Origin of the sequence: Neptunicoccus cionae (genome assembly GCF_002860325.1) — a bacterium.
Lineage (GTDB): Bacteria > Pseudomonadota > Alphaproteobacteria > Rhodobacterales > Rhodobacteraceae > Amylibacter > Amylibacter lutimaris.
This window is the reverse complement of record NZ_PKOJ01000004.1, coordinates 324,705-343,618: the sequence shown is the minus strand read 5'-3', so window position 1 is coordinate 343,618 and position 18,914 is coordinate 324,705. Positions and strand designations below refer to the sequence as shown.

Annotated in this window: 17 protein-coding genes; 15 read left to right on the top strand and 2 right to left on the bottom strand. The window is 54.9% G+C overall.

All coding sequences use genetic code 11. The features are described 5' to 3' along the window. Window positions 1–117: 117 nt before the first annotated feature. The 13 genes from C0U40_RS12360 to C0U40_RS12300 all read left to right on the top strand — a co-directional run bounded on the left by C0U40_RS12360 (window position 118) and on the right by C0U40_RS12300 (window position 14,194). Complete coding sequence (locus C0U40_RS12360; RefSeq protein WP_101656094.1) at window positions 118–924, top strand: IclR family transcriptional regulator; 807 nt, start codon at window positions 118–120, stop codon at window positions 922–924. A 223-nt stretch (window positions 925–1,147) separates the two neighbouring features. Continuing rightward, window positions 1,148–2,095 carry a Bug family tripartite tricarboxylate transporter substrate binding protein gene (locus C0U40_RS12355; protein ID WP_101656093.1) on the top strand — a complete coding sequence of 316 codons (948 nt, stop codon included), beginning with the start codon at window positions 1,148–1,150 and terminating at the stop codon, window positions 2,093–2,095. Window positions 2,096–2,153: 58 nt separating this feature from the next. Next, a complete protein-coding gene (locus C0U40_RS12350) occupies window positions 2,154–2,576 on the top strand; it encodes a tripartite tricarboxylate transporter TctB family protein (protein ID WP_101656092.1) in 423 nt (140 codons plus the stop codon). 11 nt (window positions 2,577–2,587) lie between these two features. Continuing rightward, window positions 2,588–4,102, top strand: a complete 1,515-nt coding sequence (locus tag C0U40_RS12345; protein WP_101656091.1) for a tripartite tricarboxylate transporter permease — start codon at window positions 2,588–2,590, stop codon at window positions 4,100–4,102. 102 nt (window positions 4,103–4,204) lie between these two features. After that, window positions 4,205–5,005 (top strand): siderophore-interacting protein, encoded by an 801-nt coding sequence (locus C0U40_RS12340; RefSeq protein WP_101656090.1) that lies wholly within the window; start codon window positions 4,205–4,207, stop codon window positions 5,003–5,005. Between the two features lie 65 nt (window positions 5,006–5,070). After that, window positions 5,071–6,237, top strand: a complete 1,167-nt coding sequence (locus C0U40_RS12335; protein ID WP_101656089.1) for a M20 aminoacylase family protein — start codon at window positions 5,071–5,073, stop codon at window positions 6,235–6,237. A 175-nt stretch (window positions 6,238–6,412) separates the two neighbouring features. Beyond that, window positions 6,413–7,441, top strand: coding sequence for a LacI family DNA-binding transcriptional regulator (locus C0U40_RS12330; RefSeq protein WP_101656088.1), 1,029 nt, complete (start codon window positions 6,413–6,415; stop codon window positions 7,439–7,441). Between the two features lie 93 nt (window positions 7,442–7,534). Beyond that, window positions 7,535–8,842 carry an ABC transporter substrate-binding protein gene (locus tag C0U40_RS12325; protein ID WP_101656087.1) on the top strand — a complete coding sequence of 436 codons (1,308 nt, stop codon included), beginning with the start codon at window positions 7,535–7,537 and terminating at the stop codon, window positions 8,840–8,842. A 141-nt stretch (window positions 8,843–8,983) separates the two neighbouring features. Further along, the gene (locus tag C0U40_RS12320) at window positions 8,984–9,850 is read left to right on the top strand and encodes a carbohydrate ABC transporter permease (protein ID WP_101656086.1); all 867 of its coding nucleotides are present in this window, start codon (window positions 8,984–8,986) and stop codon (window positions 9,848–9,850) included. A 13-nt stretch (window positions 9,851–9,863) separates the two neighbouring features. Further along, window positions 9,864–10,694 carry a carbohydrate ABC transporter permease gene (locus C0U40_RS12315; protein WP_101656085.1) on the top strand — a complete coding sequence of 277 codons (831 nt, stop codon included), beginning with the start codon at window positions 9,864–9,866 and terminating at the stop codon, window positions 10,692–10,694. 11 nt (window positions 10,695–10,705) lie between these two features. Beyond that, complete coding sequence (locus C0U40_RS12310) at window positions 10,706–11,710, top strand: ABC transporter ATP-binding protein (RefSeq protein ID WP_101656084.1); 1,005 nt, start codon at window positions 10,706–10,708, stop codon at window positions 11,708–11,710. A gap of 82 nt (window positions 11,711–11,792) precedes the next feature. Beyond that, window positions 11,793–13,271 (top strand): mannitol dehydrogenase family protein, encoded by a 1,479-nt coding sequence (locus tag C0U40_RS12305; RefSeq protein ID WP_101656135.1) that lies wholly within the window; start codon window positions 11,793–11,795, stop codon window positions 13,269–13,271. Then, on the top strand, window positions 13,268–14,194 hold the full coding sequence (locus C0U40_RS12300) for a carbohydrate kinase family protein (protein WP_101656083.1): 927 nt from the start codon (window positions 13,268–13,270) through the stop codon (window positions 14,192–14,194). The genes C0U40_RS12305 and C0U40_RS12300 overlap by 4 nt, the downstream gene beginning before the upstream one ends. Window positions 14,195–14,200: 6 nt before the next feature. Here the strand turns inward: C0U40_RS12300 and C0U40_RS12295 are convergent, their stop codons facing one another. Together C0U40_RS12295 and C0U40_RS12290 are read right to left on the bottom strand one after the other, a co-directional pair. Beyond that, window positions 14,201–15,274, bottom strand: a complete 1,074-nt coding sequence (locus tag C0U40_RS12295) for a hypothetical protein (RefSeq protein WP_101656082.1) — start codon at window positions 15,272–15,274, stop codon at window positions 14,201–14,203. A 97-nt stretch (window positions 15,275–15,371) separates the two neighbouring features. After that, window positions 15,372–16,118 carry an IclR family transcriptional regulator gene (locus C0U40_RS12290; RefSeq protein ID WP_286134952.1) on the bottom strand — a complete coding sequence of 249 codons (747 nt, stop codon included), beginning with the start codon at window positions 16,116–16,118 and terminating at the stop codon, window positions 15,372–15,374. A gap of 256 nt (window positions 16,119–16,374) precedes the next feature. Here C0U40_RS12290 and C0U40_RS12285 point away from each other — a divergent pair, with 256 nt between their 5' ends. Both C0U40_RS12285 and C0U40_RS12280 read left to right on the top strand, forming a co-directional pair. After that, window positions 16,375–17,868, top strand: a complete 1,494-nt coding sequence (locus tag C0U40_RS12285) for an ABC transporter substrate-binding protein (protein ID WP_180957688.1) — start codon at window positions 16,375–16,377, stop codon at window positions 17,866–17,868. Window positions 17,869–17,995: 127 nt separating this feature from the next. Then, window positions 17,996–18,913, top strand: a complete 918-nt coding sequence (locus C0U40_RS12280; protein WP_101656081.1) for an ABC transporter permease — start codon at window positions 17,996–17,998, stop codon at window positions 18,911–18,913. The last annotated feature ends 1 nt before the right edge of the window (window position 18,914 follow it).

Below are 18,914 nucleotides of genomic sequence, written 5' to 3'. Positions count from 1 at the left end.
TCTCCTCCATGATCATCACGGGGGCCAAGCATGGCCGAATCCCGTAATTCTTATCGCGTTTGCCTAGACAGTTCGTCCAACATAGTCGAGACTGCGTTTCACCAGGTGGAATGATAAATGACTAAAAAAAATCGCTCGGTAGAGCGCAGTATGGAAATCCTTGAAGTGGTTTCGGACCTTGGCGTGTGCTCTCTTGGTTTTCTAGCAGAGCAGACCGCATTACCAAAGCCCACAGTGCTACGGATCTGCAAAACTTTGGTTGCCCGTCGCTGGCTTTCCCAAAGCAAAAACGACAAACGGTACCGGATCGGCCCGCGGTTTCCACGCATGGAAACGGCTCCGGGCCTGATAGATGCGTTGGTTGAAACCGGCAGCACTGCCATTGTTGAGCTTTCCGCAGTCACAGGTTTGGGCGTCGATCTGGCAGCTTCCATCGGAGAGGGACGTCTGGAAATTGTAGACACAACCCGCCAGTTCGCTTTGCACGGAATTTTTCCGGATTGTGTCGGCTATCGCCCCTCCCCCTTCCGGTCTGCGCTGGGGTGCGTTTTTCTTGCAGCACTGGACACAGAAACCCGCGTCCGTTGCACGGCAAAACTGGCAGCCACTTTAACAGGATCCGACCGCGCCGCCGCTATGGAATTTCCGCGAAAGGTGGACGACATCCGGACCAAGGGATTTGCCGTGCGGGAAAAAGGGTATTGGGGGCGGGCTGTTGATTACGGCGGCGTCCCGACTGCGATCAGCGTTGCCGTGCGTTCCGGCGACAAAACGGTTGGTGCGATCAGTCTGGTCTGGTTGGCCGAGCAATATGAAACGAATTCGGTTGTCGCAGAAAACCTGCACCGCCTGCAAAAAACTGCACAGGTTATCGGGGCGCAACTGGCTGCCGAACATCCCCAACTCCTGCTTCCATCAATATAAAACCGATGCCTGACTGGAATACTCTACTTGTTACAACCTGCTCTGTGCAGAATCCGGGAAAGATTGAATGCGTGCAGAGCACGTTTAAGAAATTTCAATAAGTTCATATGGTTACAGAGAATTTAACCGGAATTTTATCAGTGGTAAAAAATTCCTGTATTGAACGGCACAGGAAAAGATGATTAACATATTAATAAGTATTTCACTTACGGGAGGATAACAAGTGAAACTGAAATCCAGAATTCTTGCGCTTGGCGCATCGGCACTCATGGCCCTTTCCGCACCGGTTTTTGCCGAAGACTGGGCACCGGACGGACCGCTTACAATTCAGATCGGCTTTGGCGCGGGGGGGTCAACCGACACGATGGGGCGCGTGCTTGGCAAGGTTATGAAGGACAACACCGGCTGGAACGTTGTCGTAGAAAACAAACCGGGCGGCGGTGGTGTTGCCATGTTTACGGGCCTGTCCCAAATGCCGCCAAACCGGAATATTGTTGGCATGGGGGTCAGCATCCCTGTGCTGGTACAGCTGGTTAATCGCGGCGACCAGCTGCCGTTTGACGTCGACAGTTTCGATTATCTTGGCACGGTTGCCAAAGCCGAGCTGGCGCTTGTCGCCAGTAAGGACGCGCCATTTGACAATCTGGAAGAAATGGTGGCTCACGCCAAGGAACAGGGCACTCTGGCCGTTGCCACAATGGCGCCGCCACAGGTTCTGGTGATGAAACAGACCGAAGCCAAAACCGGCGCAAGCTTCAACCTTGTAACCGCCGATGGCGGGGCCGAAGTAATGAAACTGATCCTTGGGGGTCAGGTTCTGGCGGGTTTCGGATCGGGCGAACAATACCCCTATCTTGAATCCGGTGACATGAAGGTCATTGCCGGCGCAAACCAGTCCCGTCTGAGCTATGCACCCGATGTGAAAACCTTCACTGAATCCGGTGTACCGGCCTATGTGGACCCTGTATTCTTCCTTGCGATGACCGGCGGCACTGATCCTGAGGCGATCAAAGCAATTTCAGCCGCGATAGACGAGGCAATCACAGCCCCCGAGTTTGTGGAAATCGTGCGCAATGCCGTCAAAGGTGACCCTATCAATATGGGCGTCGAAGGCACCAAGCAAATGATGGTAGACGGTCTGGCCAACGCTAAAGTCCTGTTCGGCAAATAAAGACTGTTCGAGCCCCCGCAGAAAATACGGGCGGGGGCACCATTCCAGGGGGGATCACGTGGTGTCGGCTGACCGCATTTCCGGTATATTCTTTTTGTTGCTCGGGCTCGCGATGTACTTCGTGGTCAATCCCGCCCATATTGAGGCGGTGGAGGGAGGCAGCCTGAATCCCAAAACCGTGCCCGACATTATTTCCCTGATCCTGGCGCTGTGCGGCGGTTTGCTGGTGTTGAAGCCGACGACCCATCAAGTGGCAAACCTTCAGAATATCCTGCGGACAGCGGGCTACAGCCTGCTTCTGGTCGCGGGGCTTTTCGCCATGTCCCGTTTTGGTTTTGAGTATGTTGCGCCACTCCTCGCTTTCGCCATCATGTGGTTCATCGGAGAACGGCGCCCCTTCTGGCTGGCTTTCGGCGCTGTCGGGATGCCTGCACTGATCTGGTTTCTTGTGACCCAAGCGCTTGGTCGCGCATTGCCTTAAAGGACCGCTCCATGGTGGATTTTGCAACGATACTTGCAGGCTTCGGGGACGCTTTTACCCCGTTCAACCTGATGTTTGTGCTTTTTGGAGTGCTACTGGGCCAGTTTGTCGGCGCGGTGCCCGGTATCGGACCGATTATGGCTATGGCGATCGCGATACCCTTTACCTTCGGGCTGGACCCGCTACCCGCCATTGCCTTTCTGGTGGGGGTCAACAAGGGCGGTCTGGTGGGCGGGGCGGTTCCCGCCATTTTGATGAATACGCCCGGAACACCCGATGCGGCAGCTACGGCGCTTGACGGGCATCCGTTGGCCAAACAGGGCAAACCGTTGAAGGCCACGAAAATGGCCCTGTTTTCGTCCGTAACGGGGGATTTGTTCAGCGACATTGTCCTGATCACCGTTTCTGCGCCATTGGCAATCATGGCTTTGAAGATGGGGCCGATTGAAGTGGTCGCCCTGATGATTTTTGCCTTTTCAATTCTCGCCGGGCTGATCGGCAACTCTTTGATAAAAGGCATTATCGCCGCTGCGCTTGGCCTGCTGGTGGCTTCGGTCGGGCAGGATCCGGAACATTACACACCGCGACTGATCTTCGGCTATTGGGATCTGTTTGACGGATTGCCGCTGCCTTCCGTTGCGATCGGGATGCTCGCCATTTCGGAGATCCTGCGGCGTATGTCGCTGGCCCATGGCAATGTGAAATCCGGCATTATCACAGACGGTTCCCAGAAACCCGAAGATCGCCGCGTCAGTTGGGCAGAATACTGGGCCTGCCGTTATACAATGTTGCGCGGTGCAACAATCGGCACGATTCTAGGCGCCCTGCCGGGCATCGGGTCTACGGCCGCCGCCTTCATGTCCTATGCCATGACCAAAGCCGGCTCAAAAGACCCGACGAGCTTTGGCAAAGGCAACCTGCAAGGGATTGCAGCGTCTGAATCCGCCAACTCTGCGGTGGTCGGAGCGAACCTGATCCCGCTCCTGACGCTTGGCATTCCGGGAAGTGTGGGTGCGGCACTGATTATCTCGGCCTTTATGATCCACGGTATGCAGCCCGGCCCCTTGCTGTTTGAACAACAAGGGCGTCTTGTGTACGGTCTGTTTGGTGCAATGCTGATGGCAAATTTCGTAAACCTGTGGGTCGGGCAACTGGGTTTGCGGTTCTGGACCAAAGTCGTTTCAGCACCGGAATCCATCATCTTTTCCGCTGCTTTGCTGTTGTGCATCGTGGGCGTTTCCATGGCCACCAGCGGGTTGTTCGGCGTAGCCATCATGCTGATCTTCGCCATTGTCGGCTATCTGATGTCTACTTTCGGATATTCGCTGGTGATCTTCATCATCGCCTTCTTCCTAGGCCCCCGTTTTGAAAAATCCATTGCACAGTCGCTGGCCCTGACGAACGGCGACCTGACGCAAATGCTCAAAAGTCCGGTCGCCGTAGCATTGCTCCTGCTGTCAGTTGTGTCCTTCTTCTGGTTCCTACGCAAAAATGCCCAAGCCGAGGCGTTAGAGAAGAAATCCTGATCTGGCGCGAACGGCTTTGCGCTCGAACCCTGTGACATATGGTGTTATAACACCGCGAAACAGGCAGGTATTTTCCCACCCACTACATCACAGGAAGATACTATGACAGAACCAGCCCGCAGCAAACGCACACCCCGAGTTTTTACTGTTTCCGCAGTCCGCCGCATTTCAGCCCATATGATCCGCGTTACCTTCAGCGGCCCCGAAGTCGGTGAAATTACCGACGGCTGCGAAGGGGCAAACTGCAAGTTGTTCCTTCCAAAGGCAGGACAGGACAAGGCTTCGTTCCACGAGCAGTTGATCAATGGCCCCCGTCCGGTTGTGCGCACTTATACCGTGCGCCACCAGAGACGGGCTGCTTGTGAGATGGACATTGATTTTGTCGATCACGGAGACGCCGGTCCGGCTTCGGCATGGGCAAGGGCCGCGCAGGTGGGCTCTTTTTGCGGTTTTGCCGGACCCGGCCCAGTTAAAGTTAAAGCCTATGAGGCAGACCAGTATCTTGTGGTCGCCGACCTTTCAGCCCTGCCGCTCGCCGCTGCCACGCTAGAGGCTATGCCCGAACGTGCAAAAGGCACCGCGATTTTCGAGATTACCCATCCCGACGACCGGCAGTCCCTGAAGATGCCAGCAGGGATAACAGCCCACTGGCTTGTGAACCCCGACCCTTCCAAACCGGATGGGCAGGTTGAAAACCTGGTGCGCCAGCTTCACTGGCCCGTAGAACGTTTGCAAGTTTGTATTGCGGGCGAAAGCAGTATGATCCGCGCCCTGCGCCAGTACATCCTTGTTGACCGCAAGCTGCCGAAAGCCGACGCCTATATCGCAGGCTACTGGAAAATCGGGCTGGTCGAGGATGAACACCAGATCGAAAAACGCAACGAAGCGGCACTAGCAAGCTAGTCTCTGGTCAACTTGCGGTTCGCGGCCTAAAGTGCTGCGAACCCAAAGAGATTCAGGATCAGACCATGCCCGTTTTGCCCCAGATAGCCGACCACGCCAAGACCCTTACCAATATACGGCGCGATTTCCACGCACACCCGGAACTTGGCTTTCAGGAGCACCGCACGAGCGGCATCGTACAAGACCTGTTGAAGGAATACGGAGTTGATGAGGTGCACAGTGGTCTGGCTACAACGGGCGTTGTCGGCTTGATCCACGGCAAAGGCAAAGGCCCCAAACGCATAGGGTTACGGGCCGACATGGATGCTTTGCCGATCCACGAAACCACAAACCTGCCCTATGCCTCCAAAACGCCGGGTGTGATGCATGCTTGCGGTCATGACAGCCACACGACCATGCTGCTCGGGGCTGCCAAATACCTCGCAGATACCCGTAATTTCGACGGCACAGCTGTTTTGGTCTTTCAGCCCGCCGAAGAAGGACTCGGCGGGGCGCGCACTATGATCGCTGACGGATTGTTTGAAAAATTTCCCTGTGATGAAATCTACGGGATGCACAATAACCCGAACGGCCAGCCCAACCATGTGAGCGTGAAACCCGGGGCGGCCATGGCAGGAGCCTGTTTCTTTGACATTACCGTAAACGGCGTCGGCAGCCACGCCGCAATGCCTCAGGCAGGGCGCGATACGATCGTCATCGCAGCTTCGCTGGTCGGGGAATTGCAATCCATCGTCAGCCGCAATGTCGCCCCGACAAAACCCGCAGTGCTTTCCGTGACGACGTTCAATTCGGGCAACGCCTATAATGTAGTACCCGCATCGGCCACTCTGACAGGTACGGTTCGCTACTTCCACGATGACGTACGCGAACTGGTAGAATTGCGCATCAACGAAATCTGCGCCGGAATGGCGAAAGCCCACGGAATTGAGATTGATGTCAAAATCTGGAACGTGTTCGACGTTCTGATGAACGATGCAGACCTGTCCGAACACATGCTGGAAGCCGCCGCCGAGGTTGTCGGGGCTGATCTCATTGAACATTCCGACGAATTGCGAACCGGAAGTGAGGATTTCGCAGACATGCTAAAGGTTGTGCCCGGTGCCTATTGTACTCTCGGGCATAGCGGCACGGTTTCTGTCCATAACCCTGCCTATACGCTCGATGATGACATCCTGCCTGTCGGCGCCAGCATTCTGTCGCGAATCATAGAACGGCGCCTTCCCCTGACCTGAACCGGCTACTTTCGGTTGATTCTTCAGCCTATGAGAAAGAAAGTTTCCGGTCTCCCGTAACGGTATACGCATTTACCGACCTGCTCTGTTGACCGCAGCGGAAATGTGACACAGTATAACTTTGCGCGCGGAAAATTTATTTTTGCGGGCCGAGAAGCTTTAACAAGGACGCCCGATGGTTGCTCAGAAGATCCGGAATATGGAAGAATTCTCCGCAAAATGCGGTGTGTCCCGTCCGACAGTATCAAAGTACTTTAACGAGCCTTCAAGCGTCCGTGCATCCACCCGCCAAAAGATCGAAGCGGCACTTGAACAGTATGATTTCCGTCCGAATCTTTACGCCGTAAACCAGAACCGCCGGATCACAAAAAACATCGGGATCGTCGTTCCCTATGTGGCCGACCCGTTTTTCTCGGAAGTTGCACGCAAACTGGAACGGTGCTGTATCGAGGCGGGTTTTTCCCCTTCAACCTTCAGCTCTCACGGCAGCCCCGACCACGAGCTTGAGATTCTCGATATCCTGCGGTCGATGCGCCCTGCCGGTGTTTTGATGGCCCCGATCGGACGGGATTCCCACAAGAAAAAACTCGAAGCTTTTTGCAAGGAAATCCCGACCGTTCTGGTGGATAGCAACCTTGAAGGCATCGGGGCGACGTTCATCGGCTCAAACAACTTCCAATCAGTGCCATTGATGGTGGAGTATCTTTGCCGGACCGGAGAGCCTCCTTGCTTTTTCGAAATGCCTCCAGTGAACCCGAACGCCAACAAACGCCGCGCTGCCTACACGCAGGCGATGGAGGAACTGGGTCACACGCCCCATGTGATCCGTGTGGAAGGCGACGATTGGGAGTTTGAGGAAATCGGATACAACGGTGGTTTGAAAATTCTTGAGAAGAATGATCTGCCGAGCCGCACAATTCTTTGCAGCAACGACCGTCTTGCCATTGGCCTGATGGCTGCTGCTTACGAACTCGGGATCAAAGTCGGCATTGCGCCGGACTGTACCTTGCGGATCGCGGGCCATGACGACCACCCTTTTGCCCGCTACACCTGCCCCTCGCTCACAACAATCTCACAAGATTACGAAGCAATCACAGAGCGCAGCGTAGATACGCTGGTCAACCTGATCGAGCACGGGCGGAACAAGCGGGACCGTGAGGATACCCTCTATGAAGGTCGTCTGATCATGCGGTCCTCCGCCTAAATAAACTTTACGCGCGTTAAAAATTAATTGACACCGTGATAAAGGATGCCCTACAGTCATTTCAGCATTTGATTCACCAAGGGAGGACTAGGGATGAATTTGACTATGCCACTGCGCTTCACAAGCGTTGCTGCTATCCTGGCAGCGAATGCCGCATATGCGGAAACAACAATCACCATCGCGACAGTGAACAACGGCGACATGATCCGTATGCAGGGTCTGACCGAAGATTTCACATCCAAGAACCCAGACATCAAACTGGAATGGGTTACTCTGGAAGAAAACGTTCTGCGTCAGCGCGTTACACAAGACATCGCCGCTAAAGGCGGGCAGTTCGACGTGATGACAATCGGGACTTACGAAGTGCCGATCTGGGCCAAACAAGACTGGCTGGTTTCTCTGGAAGACCTGCCAGCCGAGTGGGATAAAGACGACATCCTGCCAGCCATCCGTGGCGGCCTGACCGTCAACGACAACCTGTACGCCGCACCGTTCTACGGTGAGAGCTCCATGGTTATGTACCGCAAAGACCTGATGGCTGACGCTGGCATGGAAATGCCAGAAGCACCAACATGGGACCAGATCGCCAAGGCCGCAGAAGCCATGACCGACAAGGAAAAAGGCATCTACGGCATCTGTCTGCGCGGTAAAGCAGGCTGGGGCGAGAACATGGCCTTCCTGTCCGCTATGGCCAACTCTTACGGCGCACGCTGGTTTGACGAAAACTGGACACCACAGTTCGACACTGAAGAATGGGCAGCAACCCTGAACACCTACATGGACCTGATGAACAACTACGGTCCTCCGGGTGCGTCGACAAACGGGTTCAACGAAAACCTGTCCCTGTTCCAGCAAGGCAAATGCGGCATGTGGATTGACGCGACAGTTGCTGCGTCTTTCGTAACCAACCCGACAGACTCCACTGTTGCCGAGCACGTTGGCTTTGCGCTGGCACCGGACAATGGACTTGGCAAACGGGGCAACTGGCTCTGGGCATGGTCACTGGCGATCCCTGCTGGCTCTGACGCTACAGAAGAAGCCAAAAAGTTCGTCGCTTGGGCTACCTCGAAAGAGTACACAGCTCTGGTTGCCGAAAACGAAGGTTGGGCAAACGTACCTCCGGGCACACGCACATCCCTCTACGAGAACGAGGAATACAAAAAGGTTCCTTTTGCAGAGATGACACTGAATTCCATCAACTCCGCAGATCCGACCAACCCGACAGTTGATCCGGTTCCGTACACAGGCGTGCAGTTCGTCGCCATCCCGGAGTTTGCAGGTATCGCAACTCAGGTTGGTCAGGAATTCTCCGCAGCGCTGGCAGGCCAGCAATCAGTGGAAGAAGCTCTTGAGAAAGCGCAGGCTCTGACTGCCGACGAAATGGAAGCCGCGGGCTACTAATCCTTTCCTCACACAGCCCGGGGGTGCATTCCCTCGGTTTTACCCCCGGGCTGTGTTATACTTCTTTCCTGACAGACAAAAACAACAGTGCGCAATAGGCGTACGAACAGCCGCGCACCACCCTGCGTGAGGAGATAAGTCATGGCGACCCAACATTCCCGCTCTGCTGCCCGTTTGATGATGGCCCCGGCTGTAATCCTGCTTCTCGGCTGGATGCTCGTGCCCCTGACGATGACGTTGTTTTTCTCTTTCAAGAAATACCTGCCAATGCGTGGCGGAGACCTCGGATGGGTCGGTTTTGACAACTACATCCGCTTCGTCACTTCCAGCGCGTTCTGGCCCTCAGTGACTGCCACACTGGTGATTGTACTGGGTGTCCTGTTCATCACCGTCGTATTCGGAGTATTGCTTGCAATCCTGCTGGACCAGCCCATGTGGGGGCAAGGCATTGTACGTATTCTGGTCATCGCGCCTTTCTTCGTGATGCCCACCGTAAGCGCGCTGGTCTGGAAGAACATGTTTATGGACCCTGTGAACGGCCTTTTTGCCCATCTGTGGCAGGCTTTCGGACTGACGCCGGTGGAATGGCTCAGTCAGGCGTCGCTCGGCTCTATAGTGATGATCGTGTCCTGGCAGTGGTTGCCGTTCGCAACCCTTATCCTGCTGACTGCAATCCAGTCTCTGGACAGCGAACAGCTTGAAGCAGCCGAAATGGATGGTGCACCTGCTCTTTCCCGGTTCGGCTTTATCACCCTGCCCCACCTGTCCCGTGCGATCACAATCGTTGTACTGATCCAGACAATCTTCTTGCTGTCGATCTTTGCCGAAATCTTTGTGACCACCCAAGGCAGCTTTGGCACCCGCACACTGACTTATCTGATCTATCAACGCGTACTGGAAAGCCAGAACATCGGTCTTGGCTCTGCCGGTGGCATCTATGCCGTCATCCTTGCAAACATAATGGCCGTCTTCCTGATGCGCATTGTTGGCAAGAATCTGGACGCCTGAGGAGGAACTGAACATGGCTCGCAGCGTCACAACACAACGCAAGATCATCAATACCGCAGCCGCTTGGGGCATCGGTTTCCTGATCTTCTTCCCGATCCTCTGGACGATCCTGACCAGCTTCAAAACCGAAGCAACAGCGATTGCCGATCCTCCGGTCTTCCTTGCTTTTGACTGGACACTGGAAAACTACGAGGTGGTTCTGGAACGGTCCAATTATGCCCGCTTCCTGTGGAATTCGGTCTTCATCGCCGGCGGTTCCACACTGCTTGGCCTGATCATCGCGATCCCTGCAGCGTGGTCGATGGCCTTTGTACCATCCCGTCGCACCAAAGACATCCTGCTGTGGATGTTGTCTACAAAAATGCTTCCGGCAGTCGGGGTTCTCTACCCGATCTACCTGATCTTCATTAAAATGGGCCTTCTGGACAGCCGCATCGGTCTGACTGTAGTGCTGATGCTGATCAACCTGCCGATCATTGTCTGGATGCTTTACACCTACTTCCGCGAGATTCCGGGCGAAATTCTGGAAGCATCAAGAATGGACGGCGCAACGCTCAAGGACGAGATCCTTTACGTACTGACACCGATGGCCGTTCCCGGCATCGCCTCCACCCTGCTTTTGAATTTCATCCTTGCGTGGAACGAGGCTTTCTGGACCCTCAATCTCACCGCCGCTAAAGCGGCCCCGCTCACCGCGTTCATCGCCAGCTACTCCAGCCCGGAAGGGTTGTTCTACGCCAAACTGTCAGCCGCCTCTACTATGGCGATTGCACCAATCCTGATCCTCGGCTGGTTCAGCCAGAAGCAGCTTGTCCGTGGCCTGACCTTCGGCGCGGTTAAATAAGGAATTTACACATGGGACAGATTATACTTGAAAAAGTGAGCAAAACTTTCGGCGATGTCGAAGTTATCCCGCCACTTGATCTGACGATCGAAGACGGAGAGTTCACAGTCTTTGTCGGGCCATCGGGCTGCGGTAAATCCACACTGCTCCGCCTGATTGCAGGACTGGAAGACATGACCTCCGGCACGCTGAAAATCGATGGTGTGGACGCGACCCATGTACCACCTGCAAAACGGGGTCTGGCAATGGTGTTCCAATCCTACGCTCTCTATCCCCATATGAGCGTGCGCAAGAACATCGCCTTCCCTATGCGTATGGCAGGCGTTGACAAGGCGGAACAGGACCGCCGGATCGAACAGGCCGCTGCTGCCCTGAACCTCACAGACTATCTGGAACGCCGTCCGGGCCAACTGTCCGGTGGTCAGCGCCAGCGGGTTGCAATCGGTCGGGCCATCGTCCGCGAACCCGAGGCCTTCCTGTTTGACGAACCGCTCTCCAACCTTGATGCGGCCCTGCGGGTCGGTATGCGGCTGGAAATCAGCGAACTGCACAAACGCCTTGAAACTACAATGATTTATGTAACCCACGATCAGGTAGAAGCCATGACAATGGCCGACAAGATCGTGGTTCTGCGGGCCGGATTTATCGAGCAGGTCGGCAGTCCGCTGGAGCTCTACCACAAACCGCGAAACAGCTTTGTGGCAGGCTTCATCGGATCCCCGAAAATGAACCTCATCGAAGGCCCGGAAGCCGCCAAACACGACGCCCATTCTATCGGCATCCGTCCCGAACATATCGACGTCACGGACAGTGGCGGGCAATGGCAGGGCAAGGTCGCCGTAGCCGAGCATCTCGGCTCTGATACCTTCTTCCACGTGCACGGGACCGGGCTGGGTGAAACGCTCACCGTTCGGGCCACCGGCGAGGTCGGTTACAAACACGGCGATATCATCCATCTCACCCCGCGCGCCGATCAGATCCACCGCTTTGACGCCTCTGGCCTGCGGATGGAATGACCGAATGGGTTTCCACGACACGACGGGCCGTGAAGACGGCCCGGGGTTGCCCCTTGGCCACCCGACAGCAAGGCAAACAAAAATGAAACCGCTTGTACCACTGTCTGACAGCTCTCTTGACCAACTGGCCGCAGACATCCGCGTTCCGAAGTACGACCGTGCATCCCTTTCCGCAGGTATCGTCCATATCGGTCTGGGGAATTTCCACCGTGCCCATCAGGCATGGTACACGCATCGACTGTTTGATGCGGGCAAGAACCATGACTGGGCCATCGTTGGCGCAGGTGTACGCCCTTCGGACGGATTGCAGCGCGAAAAACTACTGGCGCAGGATTGCCTGACAACCCTGATCGAACTCGATCCCGCCAGCACATCGGCAGAAGTCTGCGGCGCAATGATCGGCTACCTGCCTGTTGAACCTTCCAATGACGCGCTGATCGCCTATATGGCACGTCCCGAAATCCGTATTGTGTCCCTGACTGTGACCGAAGGCGGGTATTACCGCGACGCCGCCACAGGGGGTTTTGACGCAGGACATCCGGAAATCCGGCACGATGCGGCCCATCCGGCCGAGCCACGGACAGCTTTTGGCGCGATGATTGCGGCTCTTCGGTTGCGCCGCGACAACGGCGTCGGGCCTTTCACCTGTATGAGCTGCGACAACCTTCAGGATAACGGCGCAGTCCTGCACCAGACACTGACGTCACTGGCGCGCATGTCCGATCCGGAACTTGCAGAGTGGATTGACGCAAATTGCAGCTTCCCCAACTCTATGGTTGACTGCATCGTACCAGCCACCGGCCCCAAGGAAATCGCTTTGGCAGCTGCTTTCGGTATTGCCGATAATGCTCCGGTTACACACGAAAACTTCCGCCAGTGGGTGATAGAAGACTCTTTCTGTGCGGGTCGGCCCGCTTGGGAAGATGCGGGTGCGGTTCTGACCAATGAAGTCGAACTCTACGAGACCATGAAAATCCGCATGCTAAACGGCGGGCATCAGATCATCGCTGCAGCAGGAGATCTGCTGGGACTGGAAACCATTGCCGAAACAATGGCCCATCCCAGTTTGAATGCTCTGATGCGTAAGGTCGAAACAGAGGAAATCGCTCCGCACGTAGCGCCTGTTCCTGACATGACACCACTTGCCTATCTTGAATTGATCACGGGCCGGTTCTCGAACAAGGAAATCTTCGACACGACCCGTCGTGTGGCTTTTGACGGTTCAAGCCGGCAACCCGGCTTTATTATACCCTCCATCCGCGACGGCCTTGAAAGCGGCACACCCATAGAAGGGCTCGCACTGGTTTCGGCAACTTGGGCGCGGTACTGTCAGGGCCACCGTGAAGATGGCAGCACAATCGCGCCGAACGATCCCCATTGGGACGAACTGAAAAAAGTGGCGCAGGAAGCTGCCGATGCACCGATGCGCTGGCTGGAAATGACCCAATATTACGGAGACCTTGGCGAGAACCCACGCTTTGCTGATGCATTCTGCCAATCCCTGAACCGTATTCAAAACGAGGGTCTGGCTGCCGCTCTGCAAGAGTATTTGAACCCATGATCCTCTGCTGCGGCGAAGCCCTGATCGATATGATCCCCGAACCCACCGTTCAGGGGCCTGAGGGCTTCGTCCCCCACACCGGCGGCGCCGTATTCAATACCGCTGTCGCATTGGGTCGTCTGGGTGTGGAGTCGGGACTTTTGAGCGGATTGTCATCGGACCTGTTTGGCCGGCAATTGCAGGATGCTTTGGCACAAAGTAACGTCAATTCAGAACATGCCATAATCTCATCCCGCCCGACGACTCTGGCTTTTGTGCAGTTGCAGAACGGTCAGGCTAAATACGATTTCTACGACGAGAATTCCGCAGGCCGGATGATTGTACCGGACGACTTGCCACAATTACCTGATGACATAAACGCGTTGTTCTTCGGGGGAATTAGCCTCGCCTGCATGCCCTGTGCGGAAACTTACGAAGCGCTCCTGACTTCTCAGGGTGACGGGCGCGTTATTATGATAGACCCGAACATCAGAGCGAATTTCATCGCAGATGAAGCCGCTTACAGGACACGCCTGAAGCGGATGATTGCGCTTTCAGACATTGTGAAGATCTCCGATGAAGATCTGGACTGGCTTGTTACCGGCCCACAGAGCGCGGCAGAAAAGGCCGCCGACCTTCTGGCCCAAGGGCCAAGCCTTGTCATCCTGACCAAAGGCAGCGAAGGGGCAACCGGCTTTCTGGCGAGCGGGGCCGAAATCAGCGTAGCAGCGCAAAAAGTGGACGTAGTCGATACGGTGGGTGCAGGCGATACCTTTAACGCCGGCGTGCTGGCGTCACTTGCACAAGCAAACGTCCTCACCAAAACAGCGATAGCTTCCCTTTCAGAAGATACATTGGCAGATGCGCTCGCGCTTGGGGCACGTGTGGCAGGAATCGTCGTTTCACGCGCAGGCGCCAACGCTCCGTGGGATTCAGAACTCTAGTTTTGCTTAAACGTCATCGACCGGATCGACCATGAAGGGTAGAATCCGGTTTTTGCGACGTTCCTTTATCCAATCCTGCTCCCGCTGCCGCCAATCGTGGAAAGCATCTTCGGCAGCCTGATGGTCGGCAGGGGTCCAGGCACACAACGGGGGAACCGTTGGCGGCGCTGCGGGAAAGACCAATTCGGGCGCGTTGCGAAGCGCCCTTTCGGTGAAAGCATCCCGCGCTTGCGTACTCTCCCAAAAACTATAACGGTTTTCGCCACCGAAATACGCGCGATGCTCCGGCAGATAAGCAAACAGTTTCCGCTGGTTAAATCCACGCTTTTTGATGGCAGCCGCCAACTTACAGCGCCTTAACCACAATGTTGCCCGCTTGGGTACAGCGCGGCGTTCCATGGCAGAGTCATGTGTAAACGGCGAACCAATATCCAAATCGGCAAAGTTGTTCTCTAGAAGACCACCCTTTACCTTCTCTTCGAACACGAAAGAGCGGACCGGAAAATATTCCTTGAAGGTGGCAAGCTGCGCGCCGTAGTCAAAACGAAATTTCTGAAATGACTGAAACTCTTCAAAACTGCGGGTCGATTTGCCGTTTACAATCCCTTCGCTGTACATCGACTCTGCAAAACTGTCGGGCCGCCTGAAATACACAAGGATTTCAGCATCAAACCCTTCAAGGAATGCTGCAAGACGAGCGAAGATAACGGAACGGAGCCCGCGCGTATTTTTCGCCACCGCACTCTCAGACGATGTCAGGTTCGCCTTGTTTGGCAGCATCCGGTAGAAGGTTTCCGCACTGAAAACGATTTTGCTATATTCCTGCCTCACATCCAGCAGATGCTGGCGGAACCGCGCAAGTTCCTCACGCTCCCTTAGGCCGTAAATACCAAGTGCTTTTGGCAGTTCAAAATGAGCCATTGTGCTGACTTCGGTGCTGCGCTTGTCACCCATAAAACGAAACGTTTCAGGATAATATACACCGCGCGCTTTTAGCGCCGATCGATTGCTTGCCAAGACAGATTGCAACACCGTCGTACCCGTCTTGTGGGACCCGACGTGAATAATAACTTTAGCCATTTCAACACTTTTAGATAAAAAAGTTCTTCAGCCGGAAAATACGGCCTACCCGAGGCTAACCTTACCGGGCTTCACAGTACAAGATAAACCTTACCGGTTAATGGCGCAGCGCCGGACCCATTGCGTTCGCGGTATCAAGCAAAAGCGGCACAATCCTCTTCTGGATTTCATCCTCGCTCCACTGGAAGGAGGATACGGAACACTGGATCGCAGCATAGGCTTTGCCAGAGGGTCCGCAGATCGGCGCGGCCACACCAATCTCATTCAAAATCATTTGGTTACGGGAAATAGCGAAACCGTCAACATGCGCCTTTTCCACGCTTTGGGCAATTTCCCCGCGGTCAAGCGTTGTACTCGGTGTAAAGCGACGCAAGGACCATTCCGCCACAGCCTGTTCCCGCACGTCATCCGGGTGGGTGCCCAGCATTGCCCGCCCCGACGAAGTACTTAGAACCGGAAGCCTCCGCCCGATTACTGTGGCCGCAAAATAGGTTCGCTTGCAGGGCAACCGACTAACGTAGATGATATGATCCCCTGACATTTCGGCAAGGTTGATGGTCTCGCCCAGTTCTTGCGAAAGGTCGATAAGTTTAGGCATGGCAACCGGGATCAGCGGGTCGGACCACAGATAAGAATAGGCCAGATTGAGAAAGGCATGGGACGGGCGGAACCGCCGTGTGTTAGGATCTTTCTCCAGCATCCCTTCCAAATGCAATGTGTTCGCCAGCCGCTGCACAGCGCTCTTTTCCAGTCCTGTCCGCTCTGCCAGTTCGGGCAGCGACATCTCGGTATGGTTTTCGTCAAATGCCTTCATAATGCTGAGCCCCTTGGCGAGAGAGGCCACAAACAGCGTATTTTGCTTCGGTTTATTCTCTATATTCAACCTCGTTACCCCTCCCAGGTCTTTTACGTCAGGTCGTATCTTTAAGAAACATTCTTTACTGGAATGATTTATTCTTGACGACTCGTTAATACGATTGATACCCTTAATTACAATTCGATGCTACATATTATAATGTAATATGGCAACAACGAAGCCGGGGTAACCTGGCATGTACAACAAGGGAAACAATATGACTTTCAAAGTTAAAGCACTTGGCATGGCTGCGGCTGCCGTTGCGATGATCGCAGCGGGCGCAGTACAGGCCAACAAAGCTGACGGCGTTCTGAACGCGGCCTTCACAAAAGAGCTGGAAAATGTCGACAGCTACTTCAACTCCTCCAGAGAGGGCGTTGTTCTGCAACGCGCAATTTGGGACGGCCTGATCTATCGTGATCCCGCCACGAATGAATACAAAGGCAACCTTGCAACATCCTGGGAGTGGATCGATGACACCACTCTGGAGTTCAAGCTCCGTGAAGGCGTAACGTTCCACAATGGTGAACCGTTCAACGCAGACGACGTGGTTTACACAGTCAACTTCGTTGCCGACGAAGCCAACGGTGTGAAAACGCAGCGCAACGTTAACTGGATGAAATCTGCCGAGAAAATCGACGATTACACCGTGCGTATCCACCTGAAAGAGGCATTTCCGGCAGCGATTGAATTCCTTTCCGGTCCGGTGTCCATGTACCCGAACGAATATTACGCCAAGGTCGGCCCGTCCGGTATGGGCCTCGAACCTGTTGGCACTGGCCCTTACAAAGTAAGCAAGGTTGTACCGGGCTCCCACTTTGTTCTTGAAAAATACGAAAACTACCACGACAGCCCGAAAGGTCAGCCGGAGATCGCCAAAGTTGATATCCGTACGATCCCTGATGTGAACACACAGATCGCAGAACTTTTCTCGGGCTCGCTGGACCTGATCTGGCAAACACCTGCGGACCAAGCTGAAAAACTCTCTACAATGGAGCAGTTTACGGTGGCCAACGAAAGCACGATGCGGATCGGTTATCTGACATTGGACGCGGCAGGCCGTACTGGTGAAGACAACCCGTTCACCAAGTTGAAAGTACGTCAGGCAGTAGCCCATGCCATCGACCGCGAGGCACTGGTTGGCGCGCTGCTGAAAGGCAAGAGTAAAGTTGTCTCTTCCGCTTGTTTCCCCAGCCAGTTCGGTTGTGAACAGGATCTGACAAGCTATGAATACGATCCCGAAAAAGCCAAGGCCTTGCTGGCCGAAGCCGGGTATCCGGACGGGTTCTCAACCGATTTCTACGCATACCGCGACCGCGATTATGCCGAAGCGATCTCTTCTTTCCTGAATGCGGTTGGTATCGATACCAACTTCAACATGCTGCAATATTCCGCCCTGCGCGAATTGCGGATGAAAGAAGGCACTCCGGTATCCTTCCAGACTTGGGGTTCCTATTCCATTAACGATACTTCTGCGATCACCAGCCAGTTCTTCAAGTTCGGGTCTCTGGATGATGCGCGCGACGAGGAAGTGAAGGAATGGCTGGACATTGCAGACAGTGCAACTGATCCGGAAGTTCGCAAGGAAAACTACTCCAAAGCCCTGAAGAAGATTGCCGATCAGGCTTACTGGGTGCCGATGTTCTCTTACAACACGAACTACGTGTATACCAAAGAGATCGACTACACACCAACACCGGATGAGGTTCTGCGCTTCACAACCATGAGCTGGAACTAATCCATCCTGAATAGCGGGCGGAGGCTGTCATGGCCTCCGCCCCCTTTTATTTTGCCCTCCGCGCGGTTCTCGGACCAGCAGCATATGGGGCACCCTTCCCGCACTTAGCTAAGAGGTATTTACGCCAGTGCTGAACTTTATCTTGAAACGCTTGGGCCTTGCCGTTCTGGTTGCGTTCACCGTGTCTTTCATCAGTTTTTCGCTGATGTTCCTGTCCGGTGATCCCGCAGCCGCACTGGCAGGCGAAACAGCATCGGACCAGGACGTAGAAGCGATCCGGGTTCTCTATGGTTTTGACCGCCCTATGTTGGTCCAATACTGGGACTGGTTGTCCTCTGCTCTGGTCGGGGATCTGGGCGAAAGCTATTATTTCAAGCTGCCTGTGGCCAGTCTGATTGCAGAACGTCTGCAAGTCACCATGATGCTGGGCCTGTGCGGGATTTCTTTTGCGTTGCTGACAGCAGTGCCACTGGGTGTTGCCGCGGCCATCCGCCCGAACTCCATCATTGACCGGATTGCACTGTTTCTGTCCGTCGCCGGTCAAGCCATGCCGTCCTTCTGGTTCGGTCTTATCCTGATTGTTGTGTTCTCGATCCAGTTCGGCATCCTGCCGCCCTCGGGCACGTCCACCTGGCGGCACTTCATCATGCCGACCATTGTGCTGGGCTATTACGCGATGCCTGCCATCATGCGACTGACCCGCGCCGGTATGCTGGAGGTTCTGTCCTCTGATTACATCCGCACTGCGCGGGCCAAGGGCGCAAGCGAGTTTACGGTTCTGTTCAAACATGCACTGCGCAATGCGATCATTCCTGTGGTCAGCCTCGCCGCTGTGCAGATGGGCTTTATGCTGGGCGGCTCCATCGTTGTCGAAAGCATCTTTGCACTGCATGGTGCCGGCTATCTGGCATGGGAAAGCATCGCGCGGAACGACCTTCCCACCGTACAGGCGCTGATCCTTGTCTTTTCCCTTTTCTACATCGTTTTCACATTCTTGTCGGACGTTCTTAACGCCTGGCTTGACCCACGCATGAGGGCTGGTTGAT

What these genes read in the sequence shown, in the direction of transcription:
- C0U40_RS12330 (WP_101656088.1), top strand. Translation starts at nt 6,413, where the DNA reads ATGGTTGCTCAGAAGATCCGGAATATGGAAGAATTCTCCGCAAAATGC.
- C0U40_RS12300 (WP_101656083.1), top strand. Translation starts at nt 13,268, where the DNA reads ATGATCCTCTGCTGCGGCGAAGCCCTGATCGATATGATCCCCGAACCC.
- C0U40_RS12360 (WP_101656094.1), top strand. Translation starts at nt 118, where the DNA reads ATGACTAAAAAAAATCGCTCGGTAGAGCGCAGTATGGAAATCCTTGAA.
- C0U40_RS12315 (WP_101656085.1), top strand. Translation starts at nt 9,864, where the DNA reads ATGGCTCGCAGCGTCACAACACAACGCAAGATCATCAATACCGCAGCC.
- C0U40_RS12285 (WP_180957688.1), top strand. Translation starts at nt 16,375, where the DNA reads ATGGCTGCGGCTGCCGTTGCGATGATCGCAGCGGGCGCAGTACAGGCC.
- C0U40_RS12310 (WP_101656084.1), top strand. Translation starts at nt 10,706, where the DNA reads ATGGGACAGATTATACTTGAAAAAGTGAGCAAAACTTTCGGCGATGTC.
- C0U40_RS12305 (WP_101656135.1), top strand. Translation starts at nt 11,793, where the DNA reads ATGAAACCGCTTGTACCACTGTCTGACAGCTCTCTTGACCAACTGGCC.
- C0U40_RS12345 (WP_101656091.1), top strand. Translation starts at nt 2,588, where the DNA reads ATGGTGGATTTTGCAACGATACTTGCAGGCTTCGGGGACGCTTTTACC.
- C0U40_RS12325 (WP_101656087.1), top strand. Translation starts at nt 7,535, where the DNA reads ATGAATTTGACTATGCCACTGCGCTTCACAAGCGTTGCTGCTATCCTG.
- C0U40_RS12335 (WP_101656089.1), top strand. Translation starts at nt 5,071, where the DNA reads ATGCCCGTTTTGCCCCAGATAGCCGACCACGCCAAGACCCTTACCAAT.
- C0U40_RS12295 (WP_101656082.1), bottom strand. Translation starts at nt 15,274, where the DNA reads ATGGCTAAAGTTATTATTCACGTCGGGTCCCACAAGACGGGTACGACG.
- C0U40_RS12320 (WP_101656086.1), top strand. Translation starts at nt 8,984, where the DNA reads ATGGCGACCCAACATTCCCGCTCTGCTGCCCGTTTGATGATGGCCCCG.
- C0U40_RS12340 (WP_101656090.1), top strand. Translation starts at nt 4,205, where the DNA reads ATGACAGAACCAGCCCGCAGCAAACGCACACCCCGAGTTTTTACTGTT.